This window comes from Serratia sp. T13T92, from assembly GCF_047530105.1.
In the GTDB taxonomy this organism is placed as follows: Bacteria; Pseudomonadota; Gammaproteobacteria; order Enterobacterales; family Enterobacteriaceae; genus Chania; species Chania fonticola.
This window is the reverse complement of the sequence record NZ_JBLJAK010000035.1, coordinates 1-18,115: the sequence shown is the minus strand read 5'-3', so window position 1 is coordinate 18,115 and position 18,115 is coordinate 1. Positions and strand designations below refer to the sequence as shown.

Here is an 18,115-nt window from a genome sequence, read left to right as displayed (position 1 = left end):
AGGGAGAGGGGACTGAATGTGCTACAAACTAACGTCAGCAACTGGCCTCGGCACCGCAAAAGCTCCATCTTGCATGGGACAAATTTTAACATGCCACAAGCTGACTCCCGCACCTGAACAAAACGCCGTACCAATTCCTCGCTCTTCGGGATAGGGGTAAAGCGTGAATCGAGCTCGGAGGTGCAATAACGCCATCTTGCATATCGGAATGTTGAACCTGCCACAGACAGACTTCTGCTCCTGACCACAACGCTATTACAGCCCTTTCTCCCTGTGGGAGAGGGCTGGGGTGAAGGGAAAAACCACCAAAATAGCGCTCCTAACCGCTGAAGATTGCACCAATCCCCCCAAATATCCGCTTTACATGCACATATCGCGCACGTACCATTGAGCTAGTACAAAAGAACTCAAGGCCAACGGCCAATCAGGAGCAATAATGTCTGCGGACACCATCCAGAAGCTTTCCCGCCCTTCCGTACTCGGTGGCGCGATGATCATTGCCGGCACCGCCGTAGGTGCAGGTATGTTCTCTATTCCTATCGTAACTTCTGGCGTCTGGTTCAGCGGCTCCGTGGCGCTGCTGATTTATACCTGGTTCTGTATGCTGATCTCCGGGCTGATGATCCTGGAAGCCACCATGAATTATCCGGCGGGCGCCAGCTTCCACACCGTGGTCAAAGATCTGCTCGGTAAAGGCTGGAATACCCTTAACGGCCTGTCGATCACCTTCGTACTCTATATTCTGACCTATGCCTATATCTCGGCGGGCGGCTCGATCATCGCCCATACGCTGGAAGGTGTCTTTGGGTCCAACCAAACCTTGTCTGGATTGGTGTTTGCCATCGTCGTGGCCTTTATCGTCTGGTTATCCACCCGTGCCGTGGATCGCCTGAGCACCATTCTGATCGGCGGTATGGTGATCACCTTTGTGTTGTCCGTCGGTGATATGTTCACCCACGTGCAGCCTGCCGTGTTGTTCAACCAGGGTGGCAGCGACGCCAACTACCTGCCCTATGCACTGGCGGCATTGCCTTACCTGCTGACCTCGTTCGGCTACCACGGCAACGTGCCCGGCCTGGTGAAGTATTATCAGAAAGACAGCGGTGCCGTGGTGCGCAGCCTGGTATACGGTACCTTACTGGCACTGGCGATTTATATCCTGTGGCAGTATGTGATCCAGGGCAATATCGCCCGTGATGCCTTCAAGCAGGTGATCGCCGAAGGGGGCAACATCGGCAGCCTGCTCAAGCAGATGGGTAACGTTTCCAGTAGCTATGCGGTAGGCCAACTGCTTAACGCCTTCTCTTATATGGCGCTGGCCAGTTCGTTCCTGGGGGTGTCGCTGGGGCTGTTTGATTTCCTCGCCGACTTCTTCAAGTTCAAGGATAACCAGGCAGGCCGCACCAAATCGGCACTGGTGACCTTCGTGCCGCCAACCCTGGCCGCGTTACTGTTCCCGAACGGTTTCCTGTACGCCATCGGCTTTGCTGGGCTGGCCGCCACCATTTGGGCTGTGATCGTTCCTGCCATGATGGCACGCGCCAGCCGCCGCCGTTTCCCACAGGCCAGCTACCGTGCTCCCGGTGGCCAAGGCATGATCCTGTTCATCATCCTGTTTGGGGCGATTAACGCCGTGGCCCACGTGCTAACGCTATTGGATCTGCTGCCGGTGTTCAAATAAGCCTCAGGGGCGGCCACGGCCGCCCGTTTTCCCCACTCTTTTTGCGCGCGGCTCTTGCCTGAAAAGCACGGCGCGAGTAACTTGTCGCAACTTCCTAAAATCTATGTTGACAGGGTATTCCAATGGCAAGAGCGAACGAAATCAAGCGCGGTATGGCAATCAATTACAACGGCAAACTGCTGCTGGTAAAGGACATCGATGTCCAGAGCCCAAGCGCCCGTGGTGCCAGCACGCTGTATAAAATGCGCTTCTCCGATGTCCGTACCGGGCTGAAGGTAGAAGAGCGTTTTAAAGGTGATGATATTCTGGACACCATCAGCCTGTCCCGCCGCAAGGTAAACTTCTCCTATATTGACGGCGAAGAGTATGTGTTCATGGACGATGAAGACTACACCCCTTATATCTTCAAGAAAGATCAGATCGAAGATGAGCTGCTGTTCATCCCTGAAGCGGGCTTGCCGGGTATGCAGGTACTGACGCTGGATGGCCAGGTGCTGGCGTTGGAACTGCCGCAGACCGTGGATATGGAAATTGTTGAAACCGCTCCGGGCATCAAAGGGGCTTCTGCCAGTGCGCGTAACAAACCGGCCACCATGGCGACCGGCCTGACCATTCTGGTACCTGAGTACCTGAGCAGCGGTGATAAAATCCGCATTCATATTGCAGAACGCCGCTATATGAGCCGCGCAGATTAGTCAACGGTGGGGGCGCAACCTGAGTGCGCCCTGCTTTGCTAGAGTAATTCCGGGAAAAACCGCCGCTTCAACGCCAACTCGACCCCACGAACCTCCGCCAAACCTTTCAACCGACCGATGGCCGAATAGCCCGGATTGGTTTTCTTCTTCAGATCGTCCAGCATCTGATGACCATGGTCTGGTCGCATTGGGATAGGCCGCAGATCACCCGCTTTATGACGGCGCTGTTCTTCAGTCAGAATAGCTTCAACCACCGCTACCATATCCACATCCCCTTGTAAGTGCGCCCCTTCATGGAAGGTTTTAGGGTTTTGCTCGCGGCAGGTAGCGCGCAGGTGGGTAAAGTGAATGCGATCGCCAAAGGTTTCAATCATCCGCACCAGATCGTTATCCGCGCGCACGCCGTAAGAACCGGTACACATGGTGAAGCCGTTATAGATGCTATCTACCGTCTCTTTCAGCCACTGCATATCTTCGATGGTGGAAACAATACGTGGCAAGCCAAGGATTGGACGAGGTGGATCATCGGGATGCACTGCCAACCTGACACCCACCTCTTCCGCTACCGGCACGATAGCGCGCAGGAAGACGGCCATATTTTCACGCAGTTGCGCCTTATTGATATGATCGTACTCCGCCAGCCGGGCACGGAACTGATCGAGCGTGTATCCCTCTTCCGCCCCAGGTAAGCCGGCAATGATGTTACCGGTCAGCTTGGCAATATCTGCCGTACTCATCGCCTTGAAATAGCGTTGTGCCTGGGCTTGCTCTTCGTCGGTGTAATCTTTTTCCGCCCCGCTACGGCACAAGATATGCAGATCGAAGGCCGCAAAGGCGATCTGATCAAAGCGTAAGGCCTTGGACCCATCTGGCAGTTGGTATTCCAGATCGGTACGCGTCCAGTCGAGGATCGGCATAAAGTTGTAGCACACGGTATCAATGCCACATTCCGCCAGATTGCGCAGCGATTGTTGATAGTTGGCGATATGACGTTGGTAGTTGCCGCTGTGGGTTTTAATTTCCTCATGCACCGGAATACTTTCCACCACCGACCACACCAGCCCTTTTTCCGCCAACAGAGCCTGACGCGCCTTGATCTGTTCAACCGGCCACACTTCGCCATTTGGGATATGGTGTAACGCGGTCACTACGCCGGTCGCACCTGCCTGACGCACATCATCCAGCGAAACCGGATCGTTCGGCCCATACCAACGCCATGTTTGTTCCATTGATTTATCCTTGTAAAAGTCGCTCTGTCATCGTTGAAGCGGTATCAGTGGTGAGGTAGATCGCAAAATCAAATCAATCCTGTTATACCACATTGCAGTAGATATCATTCATCTTTAACCTTACTGATTAGCGGCATGCTGTCAAAACAGAAACGTCGATTGATTGATCCAACTCACGATCCTGGGATATTTTGGACTGACCAATTTTATTCACCTCTCTACCGCTCTACACTGGCGGTTGTTAACAGATACGCGAGAGCCGGGCATACACCTGCAGCTAACTGGTCTGATAGCTTTATGCAAGCGATCAACCTGCCCTTGCTCTCGTCATGGAGCCATTAATGAAAACTATCGCCAACTCACCGTTGCCCGCCAAGACACAACTGCCCCAGTACGATCGCCAGAGCCTGCGCAGCCGAATTGTTCACCTGGGTTTTGGGGCTTTTCACCGCGCTCACCAGGCATTGCTGACCGACAGGGTACTCAACCGTAACGGCGGCGATTGGGGGATTTGTGAGATCAGCCTGTTCGGCGGAGATAAACTTTTCCAGACCCTGCGCGATCAGGATCATCTTTACACCGTGTTGGAAAAGGGCGCGGCGGGCGATCAGGCCATCGTGGTGGGGGCCGTTCACGAAAGCGTACATCGCAAATTGGAAGGCATCGACGCCGTACTGGAAAAGCTGGCCGAGCCGCAGGTAGCGATAGTCTCTATGACCATAACGGAGAAAGGCTACTGCATCGAACCGGGTAGCGGCCAATTGGACCTGCAACACGACGCGATCAAAGCCGATTTGGCTAATCCGATCCACCCCACCACGGTGCCGGGGATCCTGGTGGAAGCACTGCGCCGACGTCGAGAGCGCCATCTACCTGCCTTTAGCGTGCTGTCCTGCGACAACATTCCAGAGAATGGGCACGTGGTGCGCAATGCGGTGACCGGGCTGGCCAAAGCGCGCGATCCACAGCTGGCCGAGTGGATCGCTCAACACGTCACCTTCCCCAGCACCATGGTCGATCGCATCGTTCCGGCCGCTACGCCAGAAACGCTGGATGAAATTGCTACAGCCCTGGGTGGCGTGCGTGATGAATGCGCTATCGCCTGTGAACCCTTCATTCAATGGGTGGTGGAAGATAATTTTGTTGCTGGCCGCCCACGCTGGGAGGATGCCGGTGTGCAACTGGTGGACGATGTTCTGCCGTTCGAGCAGATGAAACTGCGGATGCTCAACGGCAGCCACTCCTTCCTGGCCTACCTCGGCTATCTGGCGGGTTACCAATACATTGTTGACTGCATGGCGGATGAGAATTATCGCCGCGCCGCGCACCATTTGATGTTGAACGAGCAGGCTCCAACGCTGCAGGTCGCTGGCATCGATCTGGCCGCCTACGCGGAGCAGTTGATCGAACGTTACAGCAACCCGGCACTGCAACACCGCACTTGGCAGATCGCTATGGATGGCACGCAAAAGTTGCCTCAGCGCCTGCTGGAGTCGATCCGTTGGCATCGGCAATATGGCGGCAGCCATGCGGGGCTTGCGCTTGGCGTAGCGGGCTGGATGCGTTATGTCGGAGGGATTGATGACGCCGGGCAACCGATTGATATCCGCGACCCAATGCTGGCCACGTTGCAGCAGGCCGTTAGCAGCTCACAGGACGGTGAACCCCGCGTGGCCGCGTTGCTGGCGTTGAAAAGCGTGTTTGGCGAGCAGTTGCCAGCGGATAGTGCGTTTGTGGCGGAGGTCACACAGGCCTATCTGTCATTGCGCGATCGAGGGGCACGCCAGACGGTAAAAGATTGGGTAAACACCCAGTTGAATTGATCCCTATCGGCCGCCATGCCAATCTGCCAGGCATGACGGCCACCTGACGTTTGAATTTAGATTAACGGTATTCCAGCGTCATTATTCCGAGTTTTTTCTGCTGATCCAACCACTTGATCTCGCTCTTGCCGAGATTCATTGGCAGCTCTTTGCTACCGCTCTCCAGGCTCGCTAACTGATGTTTGCTGGTGTAGTTTTGCCCATCGCGATGGCATTGCGTTTGCGCCGTTGAGTCAGCGACTTCCACCGTGCAAGGGCCTTCGACAATGGCGCCATAGAAGTGGATCACGCCACCGGTAGCTGCATTGGCCACGCCTGCTGCCAGCCATGAAAACAACATTCCTGCGATCAAAAACAACCGTAAGCTTTTCATGGTCACCTCACTTGTTATTAAACCAATATAAACCTGAAAAAAAGTTCTTGGATTAAACGCAAGTTAGAGAGGTTTTATCTATTTATCATCTAGTTAGATGAAACACCACCTCTCTGGCGGCGCATAATTTATTGCTGCAAAATACAGATTTCAAGCCGGAAAAATCTTAATTTGATATCCAGCAACGGCCTGCTGTGAAGACGGCTTGACGTGCGCAATCCTGGTCAGTCGGTTAGGCTATGAAAGGTGTGGAGAAAACGAATCAACATGCGGGATCTGGGGAAGTCATGCCGAGCCCCACTCGGCATGACTAGAGGACTTAACGATAAATTACCGTCATTATTGCGAGTTTTTTTTGCTGATCTACCCACCGCATTTCGGTGGTACCGATATTCAGCGGAAGTTCTTTACTGCTGGCATCAAAACTTGCCAGCCTTTGCGTGCCTGTGTAGTTATGCCCGTTACGATAGCATTGGGTATTCGCCGTTGAGTTACTAACATCTACCGTACAAGGCCCTTCGACAATGGCACCCACGAAGTTGATAACACCACCTGTGGAACCCGCATGACTTGCTGCCATCCATGAAAACAACGCTCCTGCGATCATAATTAACCGTAAGCTATTCATGGCAACCTCACTTTTGTTAAGCCACTTTAAAGATAGGTTATTTTTTTAGGAATAATCGCAAGGATAGGCGGTTTTTTTCATGGCTAATCGGTACATTAAGGTCGTGGAAACAATACGGTACGGTACAATTGACTTTGTTAATGCCACGTTTTTTATGGGAAAAGTCCTAACTTTTTAGCGAAAAAAAAACGCCAAAAATGGGCGGTTTTCATGTTTAAATTTGTGATCTGCCCCTCCTATTGGCCAATAGCGATAAAAAAGCAAATAATTGCCCACTTTTAATCAATTGAAAACATCATTAACGGGAATTTCCAAATGACAAAAACCAATCTGATCACCGGCTTTCTCGGTAGCGGGAAAACCACCACTATTCGACACCTGTTGGCCAATAAGCCGGAAAATGAGCGTTGGGCCGTGCTGGTCAACGAGTTTGGCGAGATTGGTATCGATGGCGCCCTGCTGGCCGACAGCGGAGCGATATTGAAAGAGATCCCCGGTGGCTGCATGTGTTGCGTTAACGGACTACCTATGCAGGTAGGGTTGAATATGTTGCTGCAACAGGCCAAACCCGATCGGTTACTGATTGAACCCACTGGATTAGGTCACCCTAAGCAGATCCTGGCGCTGTTGACCCAGGAAACCTATGGCGGATGGATCGATTTGCTGGCAACGATCTGTGTGCTTGATCCCCGCCAACTCAACGAATCTCGCTATAGCGAAAATGAAAATTTCCGCGATCAGCTGGCCGCAGCCGACGTCATCATCGCCAATAAAATGGATACCTGGCAGCCGCAAGATGTCCAGGCATTGGAAGCCTGGCAAACGCTGCATGGCCAGCAGCGGCCGGTCTTTTCCATCGAGCAAGGGCGCATGGATATCAAGCTGTTGGATCGGCCACGCACCAATTGCACAGAATTGCCGGACGCACAGCATCATCATAGCCACGCCAAGACCCAAGGATTGGCAGCGTTGCGTTTGCCTGAAAACTCCCGCTGGCGCCGCGCCCTTAATCAAGGCCAAGGATTCACCAGCTGCGGCTGGATTTTCGATGGGGAAACCGTCTTTGATACCGTCGGCATGATGGAATGGATCAGGTTAGCACCGGTTGATCGGGCCAAGGCGGTGGTTCGCATTGCCGAAGGCAGTTTGCTGATCAACCGCCAAGGGCAGGATCTCAGTATCGAGACGCGCCCCGCAGCTCCGCTCGACAGCCGTATCGAATTGATCCACAGCGACGAGGCCAACTGGAATGCTTTGCAATCGGCCTTGTTTAACATCCGTTTAAGTTAATGCTTTTAACGTTGGCATTATTTTTTGATTTTTTACAGGTTAGCCATGACACGCCGCAATTTACCCTTCATCCTCATGCTCAACGTCTTGGGCATCGTGCTATTTCTTTCCTGGTATTTACCCACGGATCACGGGTTCTGGTTCAAGATTGACTCAGCAATCTTTTTCTTCTTCAACCAACATCTGGCCAGCGATGCCTGGTTTCTGAGAATGGTGGCGATCACCAACAATCGGATATTCGACGTCATTTCGCTCATCGCCATGGGGCTGCTGTACCTTTACTTCTACCTCAAGCAGGATGCCTTTGGCCGCCGCCGTCTGATCGTTACCGGCGTCGTGATGTTGTTAACGGGGGTGGTGCTCAACCAGTTTGGTCACCTGCTGCCGGTAAAACACGCCAGCCCCACCCTGACCTTTGACAATATCAACCGGGTCAGCGAACTCACCGGCATCCCCACCAAAGACGCCTCCAGCGACAGCTTCCCTGGCGATCATGGCATGATGCTGATGATTTTCTCCTGCTTTATGCTGCGCTACTTTAACCGCACGGCATTTGCCATCGCGTTGCTGATCACCCTGGTCTTCTGCCTGCCACGCATCATGATCGGCGCACATTGGTTCACCGATATTGCCGTCGGCTCGCTGTCGGTGGTGATGGTCGGTACCAGTTGGTGGCTGATGACACCGGCCAGCGATGTTGTGATCCACTGGTTGAACTGCAAACTACCCGGTAAGTATCGTCCAACGTAGCCATAACTTTAGATTATGATAGCCGGGAGGCCCGCGCCTCTCGGTTATTTACCTGTCGCATCTTGTTTACTCAACAACCACACCGTTAACATGCCTACCCCATTAATTAACGTCAATCCAACATAACCGCCGAACCGCGATTTTTTATATGAAGATTTACATTATGTTACATCACAATTTCATATAAAGAATGTCGGGAAAAGGCTCGCAATCCTCACGTCATTCCGGTACTCTCGGATGCGTTTGTGCCTGGTTTAGCTTGGCTCGTTAGTAAAAATCCGAAAACTGTGCGTTCCTGCACATTTCCGATGCTAACTGATTGTCCTTCCTGCCGGTGCCAACTAGTCTCGTTTCGTTTGGTATTTTTCAGATAACGACTTGCGTCGTTAAGGACTTCAAGGGAAAACAATTACAATGGTCAAATCTCAACCTTTTCTGAGATATTTTTTGCGGGTATTACCTGCAATTGCGGCAGCCTTGGTGCTCTCCGCCTGTAGCTCAACAAACACTTCGAAGTTAGATAGATCACAAACTGAGATGCATGCAGTTAATGACAAAAACGGTCTTTTACTGCAAGCCTCTCAGGATGAATTCGAAGCGATGGTGCGTAACGTTGACGTCAAGTCAAAGATTATGGACCAGTATGCTGACTGGAAAGGCGTCCGCTACCGTTTAGGCGGTGAAAGCAAGCGAGGCATTGATTGCTCGGCGTTTGTGCAACGTACCTTCCGCGAACAGTTTGGTATGGATTTGCCCCGCTCAACCTATCAGCAAGAAGATATGGGCAAGCAAATCCAGCGAGCTAAACTGCGCCCAGGTGATTTAGTGCTGTTCCGCGCCGGTTCTACTGGCCGCCACGTCGGCATCTATCTGGGTAACGACAAATTCGTTCATGCCTCTACCAGCAGTGGTGTGACAATCTCTAGCCTTTCGGATAACTATTGGGATAAACGTTATCGTGAAGGCCGCCGGTTACTGGGTAAAAGTTCCAGCTAACGGCGTAGTATCTGAATCTGGTCCTGAAAGCCAAACAAACGAGACGAGAACGCTGCCCCAGGGCAGCGTTTTTTTTCACTGTAACGCTGGCGCCGAACAAACCCGCATCGCTATTTTCGATTATCACAGTGCCATAAACCACGCAACGGTTGAAAAAATAGCCTATTATCGTCAAGTGACATGCCATTTCGTAACGCGCTATTTACGCTATGTCTAAACAGACAGCCTCAGTGCGAGCCAAACGAATAATGACGCAGGCAGGATCGGTGGGATATATTAATCACCAGCAATATAACAATAATATTTTTATGCTGCGCTCAGGGGGCGAGTAATGGGATTGAAGGGAGCATTTGCACGCCATGCGTCCAACACACGGCGTAGCCTGACTAAAAGCGCTATTGTCGCGGTCGTTTTCTTCATTGTGTTTACCTCTGTTACTTTATTTCTGATCAATCATCAACGCTCGCAATATCAGCATAAAATCGAAAACCGTACGCAAAAATTTGCCGTTAATTACCTCGATCATCTGCAAGAAATGATGCAACAAATCATGCCGCTTACCGGTAAACCCTGCGAACAGGCCCAGTCCGATCTGACCTACCGTGCCGCTTTTACCGCCGGTGTACGCACCTTTGTTCTGGTAAAAGACGGTTTTGCCTATTGCTCCTCGGCAACCGGTAACATGATGCTGCGGATGAGCCATATTTATTCCGAGATCGACTGGCATAAACCACTGGATATGGCATTACAACAAGGCACGCCGATGGTGCCCGGAAAACCGGCGATTGCCGTGTGGCTGCGCCAACCAGGGCCAGGCAATACCGGCATATTAGCCACGCTGGATCTCACCCTGGCCCCCTACCTGCTGCTCAGTTCACGTGATAGAGATACTCCCGGATTTGCCATCGTGATTGGAGGGCATGCGGTAACCACCTTCAGTTCGAATATGCTGCCACTGGCGCAATTACCTAAAAGCCACGCCAACCAGCTAGCCGTCCCGGGCTATCCACTGAGTATGATCTTCTATCACCAATCCCTGACGGCTAACGATATCCGTTTGACCGTACTGGGTAGCCTGGTGCTTTCCCTGATGGTGGGCGTGCTGTATTACTACATGCAGATACTGCGTCAAAGCCCCGAACGCGCGCTGATGAGAGGCATCAAACACAATGAGATCTTTGTTGAATATCAACCGGTGTTCCACTCCGCAACCAACACCATCGCCGGCCTTGAGGCATTGATCCGCTGGCAACATCCCACAGAGGGGCGCATTCCACCCGATCTGTTTATCCCCTATGCCGAAAGCGAAGGGTTGATCGTAGCGCTGACCCGCCACCTGTTCCGTAGGATCGTGGCCGATATCCCGCAATTGGTGCAAGCTCTGCCACGGGGAGCAAAACTGGGCATCAATCTTGCCCCTTCCCACCTTAATGCGCCTTCGTTCCATGACGATATCACCGAGCTGCTGGCTAAGTTGCCGGCCGACTATTTCACCGTGGTGTTTGAAATCACCGAGCGCGGTATGGTGGAAGAACAAAACGCCTTGGAAGAGTTTGATTGGCTACATCGCCAAGGGGTTGAAATCGCAGTAGATGACTTTGGTACCGGCCACAGCGCCTTAATCTATCTACAACGCTTTACCCTGGATTACCTCAAGATCGACCGCGGTTTCGTCAATACCATCGGCCAGGATACGGCGACCGCTCCCGTCCTGGACGCTGTGATCTCGCTGTCTAAAAAACTGAAAATGCTGACCGTGGCGGAAGGCGTTGAAACCGCCGAACAGGTGAATTTTCTGCAAGAACGCGACGTTAATTTTATGCAGGGCTATTATTTCAGTAAGCCACTGGGTATTGAGGAGTTTGTGGCCTTTTGCCAGAATAAGGCCGTTTTTGATTATCGGGCCGCAGTTAATCCCTGATATTTAAACTTCTTTACTCAGAAAACCAGCCTGAAATGCTATGCTACCGGCTGGATTAATTGACTTATATCCGACGTATTTCAAGCCATGGCTTGAAAGGCGACGGGTATAGCTAGCAGGAGCTTACCGTAGAGATGTCCGTACGCATTTTTGCTGCCTTGGTGCTTTCGGCACTCAGTTTTAGCATGCAGGCCGAAACCCTTAATGAAAGCTACGCTTTCGCCACGCTCGGTGAACCGAAATATTCCACCGACTTTAGCCATTTTGACTACGTGAACCCAGCGGCCCCCAAGGGCGGCGACGTTCGGCTGGCAGCCATCGGCACCTATGATAACTTCAACCGTTTCGCCTTGCGCGGTGTACCCGGTGAAAGAACCGGGGAACTCTACGATACGCTGTTCACCAGCTCGGACGATGAACCTTCCAGCTATTATCCGCTGATTGCGGAATCGGCTCGTTACCCGGCAGATATGCGTTGGATGGAGCTGGATATCAACCCACGCGCGCGCTTCCATGATGGCAGCCCGATCACCGCCGCCGACGTGGCTTTCACCTTCAACAAATTTATGACCGAAGGGGTGCCGCAATTCCGTTCGTCTTATAAAGGCGTCACGGTCAAGGCCATCTCCCGTCTGACTGTTCGCATAGAACTTCCCAAACCGGATAGAGATCAGCTACTCGGCCTTTTAAGCCTGCCGGTGATGCCAGAAAGCTTCTGGAAAGACCATAAACTGAATGAGCCACTGACTGTTCCCCCACTAAGCAGTGGCCCTTATAAAATCAGCAGCTACCGATTGGGCCAATATATTACCTATGAGCGCGTACGTGACTATTGGGCCGCCAATCTGCCGGTGAATCGTGGGCGCTATAACTTCGATACGCTGCGTTACGACTATTACCTGGACGATAAGGTGGCGCTGGAAGCCTTTAAAGCCGGGGCTTACGATTTCCGCGTCGAAGGCTCGCCAAAAAGCTGGGCCACCCAGTATCAGGGCGGCAACTTCGCTCGCAACTTCATCATCAAACAGGATGAAACCAATCAGGCGGCACAGAATGCCCGCTGGTTAGCGTTCAATATCCAGCGCCCAATTTTCGCCGATCGCCGGGTTCGGGAAGCCATTACCCTGGCCTTCGACTTCGACTGGATGAACAAGGCGCTGTATTACGATGCCTATCAGCGCGCCAACAGCTATTTCCAGAATACCGAATACGCGGCCACCGGTTACCCAGACGCTGCGGAACTGGCCTGGCTGGCCCCGCTGAAAGGCAAAGTGCCAGCAGAAGTGTTTACCTCGATCTATCAGCCTCCAACATCCGACGGCAGCGGCAATGACCGGGCTAACCTGCTGAAAGCCACCGAGTTGCTTAAACAGGCCGGTTGGGAAGTGAAAAACCAGCAGTTGGTTAACAGTCAAACCGGTAAACCCTTTACCTTTGAACTGATGTTGCCGAGTGGCAGCAATTTCCAATATGTACTGCCTTTCCAGCACAACCTGAAGCGGTTGGGTATCGATATGCAGATCCGTGAGATCGACATCAGCCAATTCACCCGCCGTATGCGCGAGCGTGATTTTGATATGATGCCGAGGGTCTACCCCGCTATGCCGTTCCCCAACTCCAACCTGCAGATCTACTGGGCCACAGAATATCTGAATTCCAGCTACAACAGCCCTGGCGTCAGCGATCCAGCCGTCGATGCCCTGATAGAGCAGATCATGAAGCATCAAGGGGATGAAAAAGCGTTGCTGTCCCTTGGCCGCGCACTGGATCGGGTGTTGACCTGGAACATGTATATGCTGCCGATGTGGTACTCCAATCACGACCGTTACGCCTATTGGGACAAATTCTCTTCGCCAGCGGTACGCCCGGCCTATTCGATCGGGTTCGACAACTGGTGGTTCGACGTCAACAAGGCGGCACGCTTGCCGGCGCAACGGCAATAAGGAGCCTCAGGTGGCCGCTTATCTGATACGCAGATTACTGCTGGTGATCCCCACGCTGTGGGCGATCATCACCATTAACTTTTTCATTGTGCAAATCGCCCCCGGTGGGCCGGTCGATCAGGCCATTGCCTCCATTGAGATGGGGCAAACCAGCGGATTTGGCGGCGGTGGCGCGGGTGAAGGCCTTGGGCATATGAAGGCTGGCGCGGGCAACGTGGCCGAAGGCCAATACCGTGGCTCACGCGGCCTGGATCCCGAGGTGATCGCCGAGATCACCAAGCGTTACGGCTTCGACAAGCCGCTGCACGAACGCTATTTCACCATGCTGTGGAACTATATGCGCCTCGATTTCGGCGATAGCCTGTTCCGCGGTGCCTCGGTCATGCAACTGATCGGCCAGAGCCTGCCAGTCTCCGCATCCCTGGGGCTGTGGAGTACGCTGATCATCTATCTGGTGTCGATCCCACTGGGGATCCGCAAAGCCATCCACAACGGCAGCGCCTTTGACACCTGGAGCAGCACGCTGATTATCATCGGCTACGCCATTCCGGCATTCCTGTTCGCCATCCTGATGATCGTGCTATTCGCCGGTGGCAGCTATCTGGACTGGTTCCCGCTGCGCGGGCTGGTTTCCAGCAACTTCGACACGCTGCCGTGGTACGGTAAAATCACCGATTATCTGTGGCACATTACCCTGCCTGTGCTGGCAACGGTGATCGGTGGCTTTGCCGCCCTGACCATGCTGACCAAAAACTCGTTTCTTGATGAGATCCGCAAACAGTACGTGGTCACCGCCCGCGCCAAAGGGCTGGACGAGAAGAAGATCCTTTACCGCCACGTGTTCCGTAACGCCATGCTGCTGGTGATCGCCGGTTTCCCGGCCACCTTTATCAGCATGTTTTTCACCGGTTCGTTGTTGATCGAAGTGATGTTCTCGCTCAACGGCCTTGGTCTGCTGGGCTACGATGCTACCCTGCAACGCGACTATCCGGTGATGTTCGGAACGCTCTACATATTTACCCTGATCGGCCTGCTGTTGAATATCGTCAGCGATATCACCTATACCCTGGTCGATCCGCGCATTGATTTCGAGGGCCGTCAATGAGCCGCTTAAGCCCCATCAATCAGGCCCGCTGGGCACGTTTTCGCAGCAACCGCCGTGGTTACTGGTCGCTGTGGATTTTTCTGGCTGCCTTTGCGCTCAGCCTGGCCGCCAACCTGATCGCCAACGACCGGCCGTTGCTGGTGCGCTATGAAGGCCGGCTGTATGTACCCTTTATGGTCAACTATAGCGAAAAGACCTTCGGCGGGGAGCTGAATACCACTACCGATTTTCAGGATCCCTTTGTTATCAAGCAGATTGAGCAACACGGCTGGGCCATCTGGGCCCCGATCCGCTTTAGCTACAACACCATCAACTTTGCCACTGAAGTGCCCTTCCCGTCCCCACCGTCACGCCAGAACCTACTCGGCACCGACAGTAATGGCAGCGATGTGCTGGCCCGGGTGCTGTACGGTTTCCGTATCTCAATGCTGTTTGGGTTGGCACTAACGCTGTGTTCCAGCGTGATTGGTATCTGTGCGGGAGCGACGCAGGGCTATTACGGCGGCCGATTCGATCTTTGGGGGCAACGGCTGATCGAGGTCTGGTCGGGGATGCCGACGCTGTTCCTGATCATCCTGTTGTCCAGCATCATCCAACCCAATTTCTGGTGGCTGTTAGGCATCACCATCCTGTTTGGTTGGATGAGCCTGGTGGGCGTAGTACGTGCCGAATTCCTGCGTACCCGCAATTACGACTACATTCGTGCCGCCAGAGCGATGGGCGTGCCGGATCGCGTGATTATGTATCGCCATATGCTGCCTAACGCCATGGTGGCCACGCTGACCTTCCTGCCGTTTATTCTTTGCGGTTCGATCACCACCCTCACCTCTCTCGATTTCCTCGGCTTCGGCTTGCCGCTCGGTTCGCCTTCGTTGGGTGAGCTCCTTTTACAGGGCAAAAACAACCTGCAAGCTCCGTGGTTGGGCATTACCGCCTTCCTGGTACTGGCGGTGCTGCTCTCACTGTTAATCTTTATCGGCGAAGCGGTGCGCGACGCCTTCGACCCAAGCAAGGCGCATTAATATGACCACTCCTCTGCTCGCTATTCAGGATCTCAGCATCGCCTTCCGCCAGGGAGGCAGCTTGAATCAGGTGGTCAACGGCGTCTCGTTACAGGTGGAACAAGGGGAAACGCTGGCGTTGGTGGGTGAATCAGGCTCAGGCAAAAGCGTCACCGCGCTCTCCGTGCTGCGGCTGTTGCCCTCCCCGCCGGTGGTGTATCCCGGTGGGGATATTCTGTTTAACGGCAACTCACTGTTACATGCATCGGAAGCCGAACTGCGCAAAGTACGTGGCAACCAGATCTCGATGATTTTCCAGGAGCCGATGGTGTCGCTCAACCCGCTGCACACCATCGAAAAGCAACTGGCCGAAGTGCTGATGCTCCACATGGGTATGCGCCGTGACAGCGCCCGCGCCGAAATTATTCAGTGCCTGGATCGGGTGGGAATACGTAACGCCAAAGGGCGCCTGAAGGACTATCCCCATCAACTCTCCGGCGGAGAACGTCAGCGAGTAATGATCGCCATGGCGGTGTTGACCAAGCCCAAGCTGTTGATTGCCGATGAGCCGACCACCGCGCTAGACGTGACCATTCAAGCGCAGATCCTGATGCTGCTGAAAGAGTTAAAGCAGGAGCTGGGGATGGGATTGCTGTTCATCACCCACAACCTGAACATCGTGCGCCGGTTGGCGGATAACGTGGCGGTAATGCGCCAAGGGTTGTGCGTAGAGCAAAATAGCCGTGACGGCCTGTTTAGCGCCCCACAGCACGCCTATACCCGTCAGCTATTGGCTGCGGAAGACGTGGGCAAGCCTCTGCCGCTACCGGCCAGCGATAAGCCCATGCCGCTGCTGAAAGTGGAACACCTGCAGGTCAGCTTCCCGATCAAACGTGGCCTGTTACGGCGCATTGTCGATCAGAACTACGCGCTGAAAGATCTGAGCTTCGAAATACAGCCTGGGGAAAGTGTGGGGCTGGTGGGTGAATCGGGTTCAGGCAAGAGCACGACTGGCCTGGCACTACTGCGCCTGTTGAGCTCCAAAGGTGCGATCTGGTTTGATGGCCAACCGCTGCATCAGTTCAATAACCAGCAGATGCTGCCTTACCGCAGCCGGATGCAGATCGTGTTCCAGGACCCCTATTCCGCGCTGAATCCACGCCTGAACGTGCTGCAAATCATCGCCGAAGGTCTGGAGATCCATCAGCAACTGACCGCCGAGCAACGCGAACAGCGGGTGATTGAGGCGTTGGAGGAAGTCGGATTGGATCCGGCCCTGCGCTATCGTTATCCCACGGAGTTTTCGGGTGGGCAGCGCCAGCGTATCGCTATTGCCCGCGCACTGATCCTGCAACCACAGCTGTTGATCCTAGATGAACCGACGTCCTCGTTGGATAAATCAGTGCAGGCGCAGATCCTGACGCTGCTGAAGTCGCTTCAGCTTCGTCACCGGCTGGCCTATCTGTTTATCAGCCATGATTTGCAGGTGGTACGATCGTTGTGCCATCAGGTGATCGTACTGCGTCAGGGAGAAGTCGTGGAGCAGGGTGACTGCCAGATGATTTTCAACACACCTGCTGCTGCCTATACGCAGCAGTTATTGCAGTTGGTTGATTAGCGGCATCATTCAGAAGGGGTACTGCGCGCTGAGCTGCTCGGCAATCGCCGCGCCGACGTTTTTCAAGCGGCACATAGCGGCACTTTCATCACATTGATGAACGAACAGGCAAGGCTCGCCTTCCCATTCAACGATGGAACAGTTGACCTGGATCTCTTGCAGAGACAGGTTGAGCTGCTGCATGACCCGCCAGGCTTCGCGCCCGTCATGGCTGAGCAGCTTGAGGCCGATCAGATCGTTATCTTCGTCTATGCCGCTAAGCGGAATCGGTTCAACCTTGCTGCCGGTAAAACCTGATAGCCAACGATAACTTTGCGGCAAGCGATGCACTACCGAAAGCTGGAAACTATCCACATGAAATCCCTAGTATGAAAAGATGAAACACTTTTTACATCACAGGATGTCTTAGTTATAGCCGGGATCATCCGACTTTGCCGCCCACAAATGTTATTTTAAAGTAAAATTTGCAACAAACAATTAACCACATCCTGGGCTTGCTGATATCACTCAGTTTTTCTCCACCGTAGAAGGTTCTCTCACGGCGTTTTGCGACTCAGCTCGCATTTTTGCGTTATATGTAACCCTTTCCCGCCGCGATCTCAACATTTTTTTCTTGCAATGCGGTTACTTTACAATCGGTATAATTTTACATTGTGCATACATCTCGCTCAAACACCTGAGGCAGGTTAAATCAATAATATTTTGATTTAAAACAATATTAGCCCGATTAACCGCCAAGGAAACGCCCTGTTAGCCAGCGGGTTGCACCTCTGGCCACCTGGGAAAATAACTCTGCCATATTTAACAAAAAAACTACAGTTCGTTTGATTGCCGTTTAGTTAGCCTGCATATATTTAGCAACAAACTTAAACTTGCAAGCAGGTAGATTGGGGTCTAATTGCATTTGATCTCCCTCACCCTAACCCTCTCCCCAAGGAGCTGTCTCTTATACACAACTCGGCATCTTACTGTTTTTTATGGGAATTATTTCAAGCGAATCAATAGGGCACTCGGAAAAATTCTCTTTAAAATCAGCCTGCTATGTTTCTCAAATTACGGCCA

At 53.0% G+C, this 18,115-nt stretch carries 15 protein-coding genes; 11 read left to right on the top strand and 4 right to left on the bottom strand.

Going from position 1 to position 18,115, the window contains the following annotated elements; all coding sequences use genetic code 11:
* Positions 1-436: 436 nt before the first annotated feature.
* Together mtr and yeiP are read left to right on the top strand one after the other, a co-directional pair.
* Positions 437-1,681 (top strand): tryptophan permease, encoded by a 1,245-nt coding sequence (mtr, locus tag ACMV5I_RS22670; protein ID WP_414825305.1) that lies wholly within the window; start codon positions 437-439, stop codon positions 1,679-1,681.
* Between the two features lie 122 nt (positions 1,682-1,803).
* A complete protein-coding gene (gene yeiP / locus ACMV5I_RS22665) occupies positions 1,804-2,376 on the top strand; it encodes an elongation factor P-like protein YeiP (protein WP_021805861.1) in 573 nt (190 codons plus the stop codon).
* Between the two features lie 38 nt (positions 2,377-2,414).
* On the opposite strand, the gene uxuA is transcribed toward yeiP, so the two are convergent.
* A complete protein-coding gene (gene uxuA, locus ACMV5I_RS22660; protein ID WP_024484962.1) occupies positions 2,415-3,605 on the bottom strand; it encodes a mannonate dehydratase in 1,191 nt (396 codons plus the stop codon).
* 341 nt (positions 3,606-3,946) lie between these two features.
* Between uxuA and ACMV5I_RS22655 the strand changes: the two genes are divergently transcribed.
* Positions 3,947-5,428 (top strand): mannitol dehydrogenase family protein, encoded by a 1,482-nt coding sequence (locus tag ACMV5I_RS22655; RefSeq protein WP_202809860.1) that lies wholly within the window; start codon positions 3,947-3,949, stop codon positions 5,426-5,428.
* Positions 5,429-5,489: 61 nt separating this feature from the next.
* Here the strand turns inward: ACMV5I_RS22655 and ACMV5I_RS22650 are convergent, their stop codons facing one another.
* Complete coding sequence (locus tag ACMV5I_RS22650; RefSeq protein WP_121607322.1) at positions 5,490-5,801, bottom strand: type 1 fimbrial protein; 312 nt, start codon at positions 5,799-5,801, stop codon at positions 5,490-5,492.
* 319 nt (positions 5,802-6,120) lie between these two features.
* A complete protein-coding gene (locus tag ACMV5I_RS22645) occupies positions 6,121-6,429 on the bottom strand; it encodes a type 1 fimbrial protein (protein WP_024528050.1) in 309 nt (102 codons plus the stop codon).
* A 315-nt stretch (positions 6,430-6,744) separates the two neighbouring features.
* Between ACMV5I_RS22645 and ACMV5I_RS22640 the strand changes: the two genes are divergently transcribed.
* From ACMV5I_RS22640 to yejF, 8 genes are all read left to right on the top strand, one after another.
* Positions 6,745-7,719, top strand: a complete 975-nt coding sequence (locus ACMV5I_RS22640) for a CobW family GTP-binding protein (RefSeq protein ID WP_121607323.1) — start codon at positions 6,745-6,747, stop codon at positions 7,717-7,719.
* Positions 7,720-7,764: 45 nt separating this feature from the next.
* On the top strand, positions 7,765-8,469 hold the full coding sequence (locus ACMV5I_RS22635; protein WP_202809858.1) for a phosphatase PAP2 family protein: 705 nt from the start codon (positions 7,765-7,767) through the stop codon (positions 8,467-8,469).
* Positions 8,470-8,883: 414 nt separating this feature from the next.
* Positions 8,884-9,465 carry a bifunctional murein DD-endopeptidase/murein LD-carboxypeptidase gene (gene mepS / locus ACMV5I_RS22630; RefSeq protein WP_414825304.1) on the top strand — a complete coding sequence of 194 codons (582 nt, stop codon included), beginning with the start codon at positions 8,884-8,886 and terminating at the stop codon, positions 9,463-9,465.
* A gap of 331 nt (positions 9,466-9,796) precedes the next feature.
* On the top strand, positions 9,797-11,386 hold the full coding sequence (locus tag ACMV5I_RS22625) for a cyclic di-GMP phosphodiesterase (protein ID WP_202809857.1): 1,590 nt from the start codon (positions 9,797-9,799) through the stop codon (positions 11,384-11,386).
* Positions 11,387-11,520: 134 nt separating this feature from the next.
* Positions 11,521-13,329, top strand: a complete 1,809-nt coding sequence (locus tag ACMV5I_RS22620; protein ID WP_024484954.1) for an extracellular solute-binding protein — start codon at positions 11,521-11,523, stop codon at positions 13,327-13,329.
* Positions 13,330-13,339: 10 nt separating this feature from the next.
* Positions 13,340-14,434, top strand: coding sequence for a microcin C ABC transporter permease YejB (locus tag ACMV5I_RS22615; protein WP_141132568.1), 1,095 nt, complete (start codon positions 13,340-13,342; stop codon positions 14,432-14,434).
* Complete coding sequence (locus tag ACMV5I_RS22610; RefSeq protein WP_121607326.1) at positions 14,431-15,456, top strand: ABC transporter permease; 1,026 nt, start codon at positions 14,431-14,433, stop codon at positions 15,454-15,456. Before ACMV5I_RS22615 ends, ACMV5I_RS22610 begins: the two co-directional genes overlap by 4 nt.
* 1 nt (position 15,457) lies before the next feature.
* Positions 15,458-17,053 carry a microcin C ABC transporter ATP-binding protein YejF gene (yejF, locus tag ACMV5I_RS22605; protein ID WP_414825303.1) on the top strand — a complete coding sequence of 532 codons (1,596 nt, stop codon included), beginning with the start codon at positions 15,458-15,460 and terminating at the stop codon, positions 17,051-17,053.
* A gap of 9 nt (positions 17,054-17,062) precedes the next feature.
* Here yejF and ACMV5I_RS22600 read toward each other — a convergent pair whose 3' ends face one another.
* Entirely contained in the window at positions 17,063-17,407 is a 345-nt protein-coding gene (locus ACMV5I_RS22600) for a YejG family protein (RefSeq protein ID WP_021805874.1), read from the bottom strand.
* Positions 17,408-18,115: the final 708 nt, after the last annotated feature.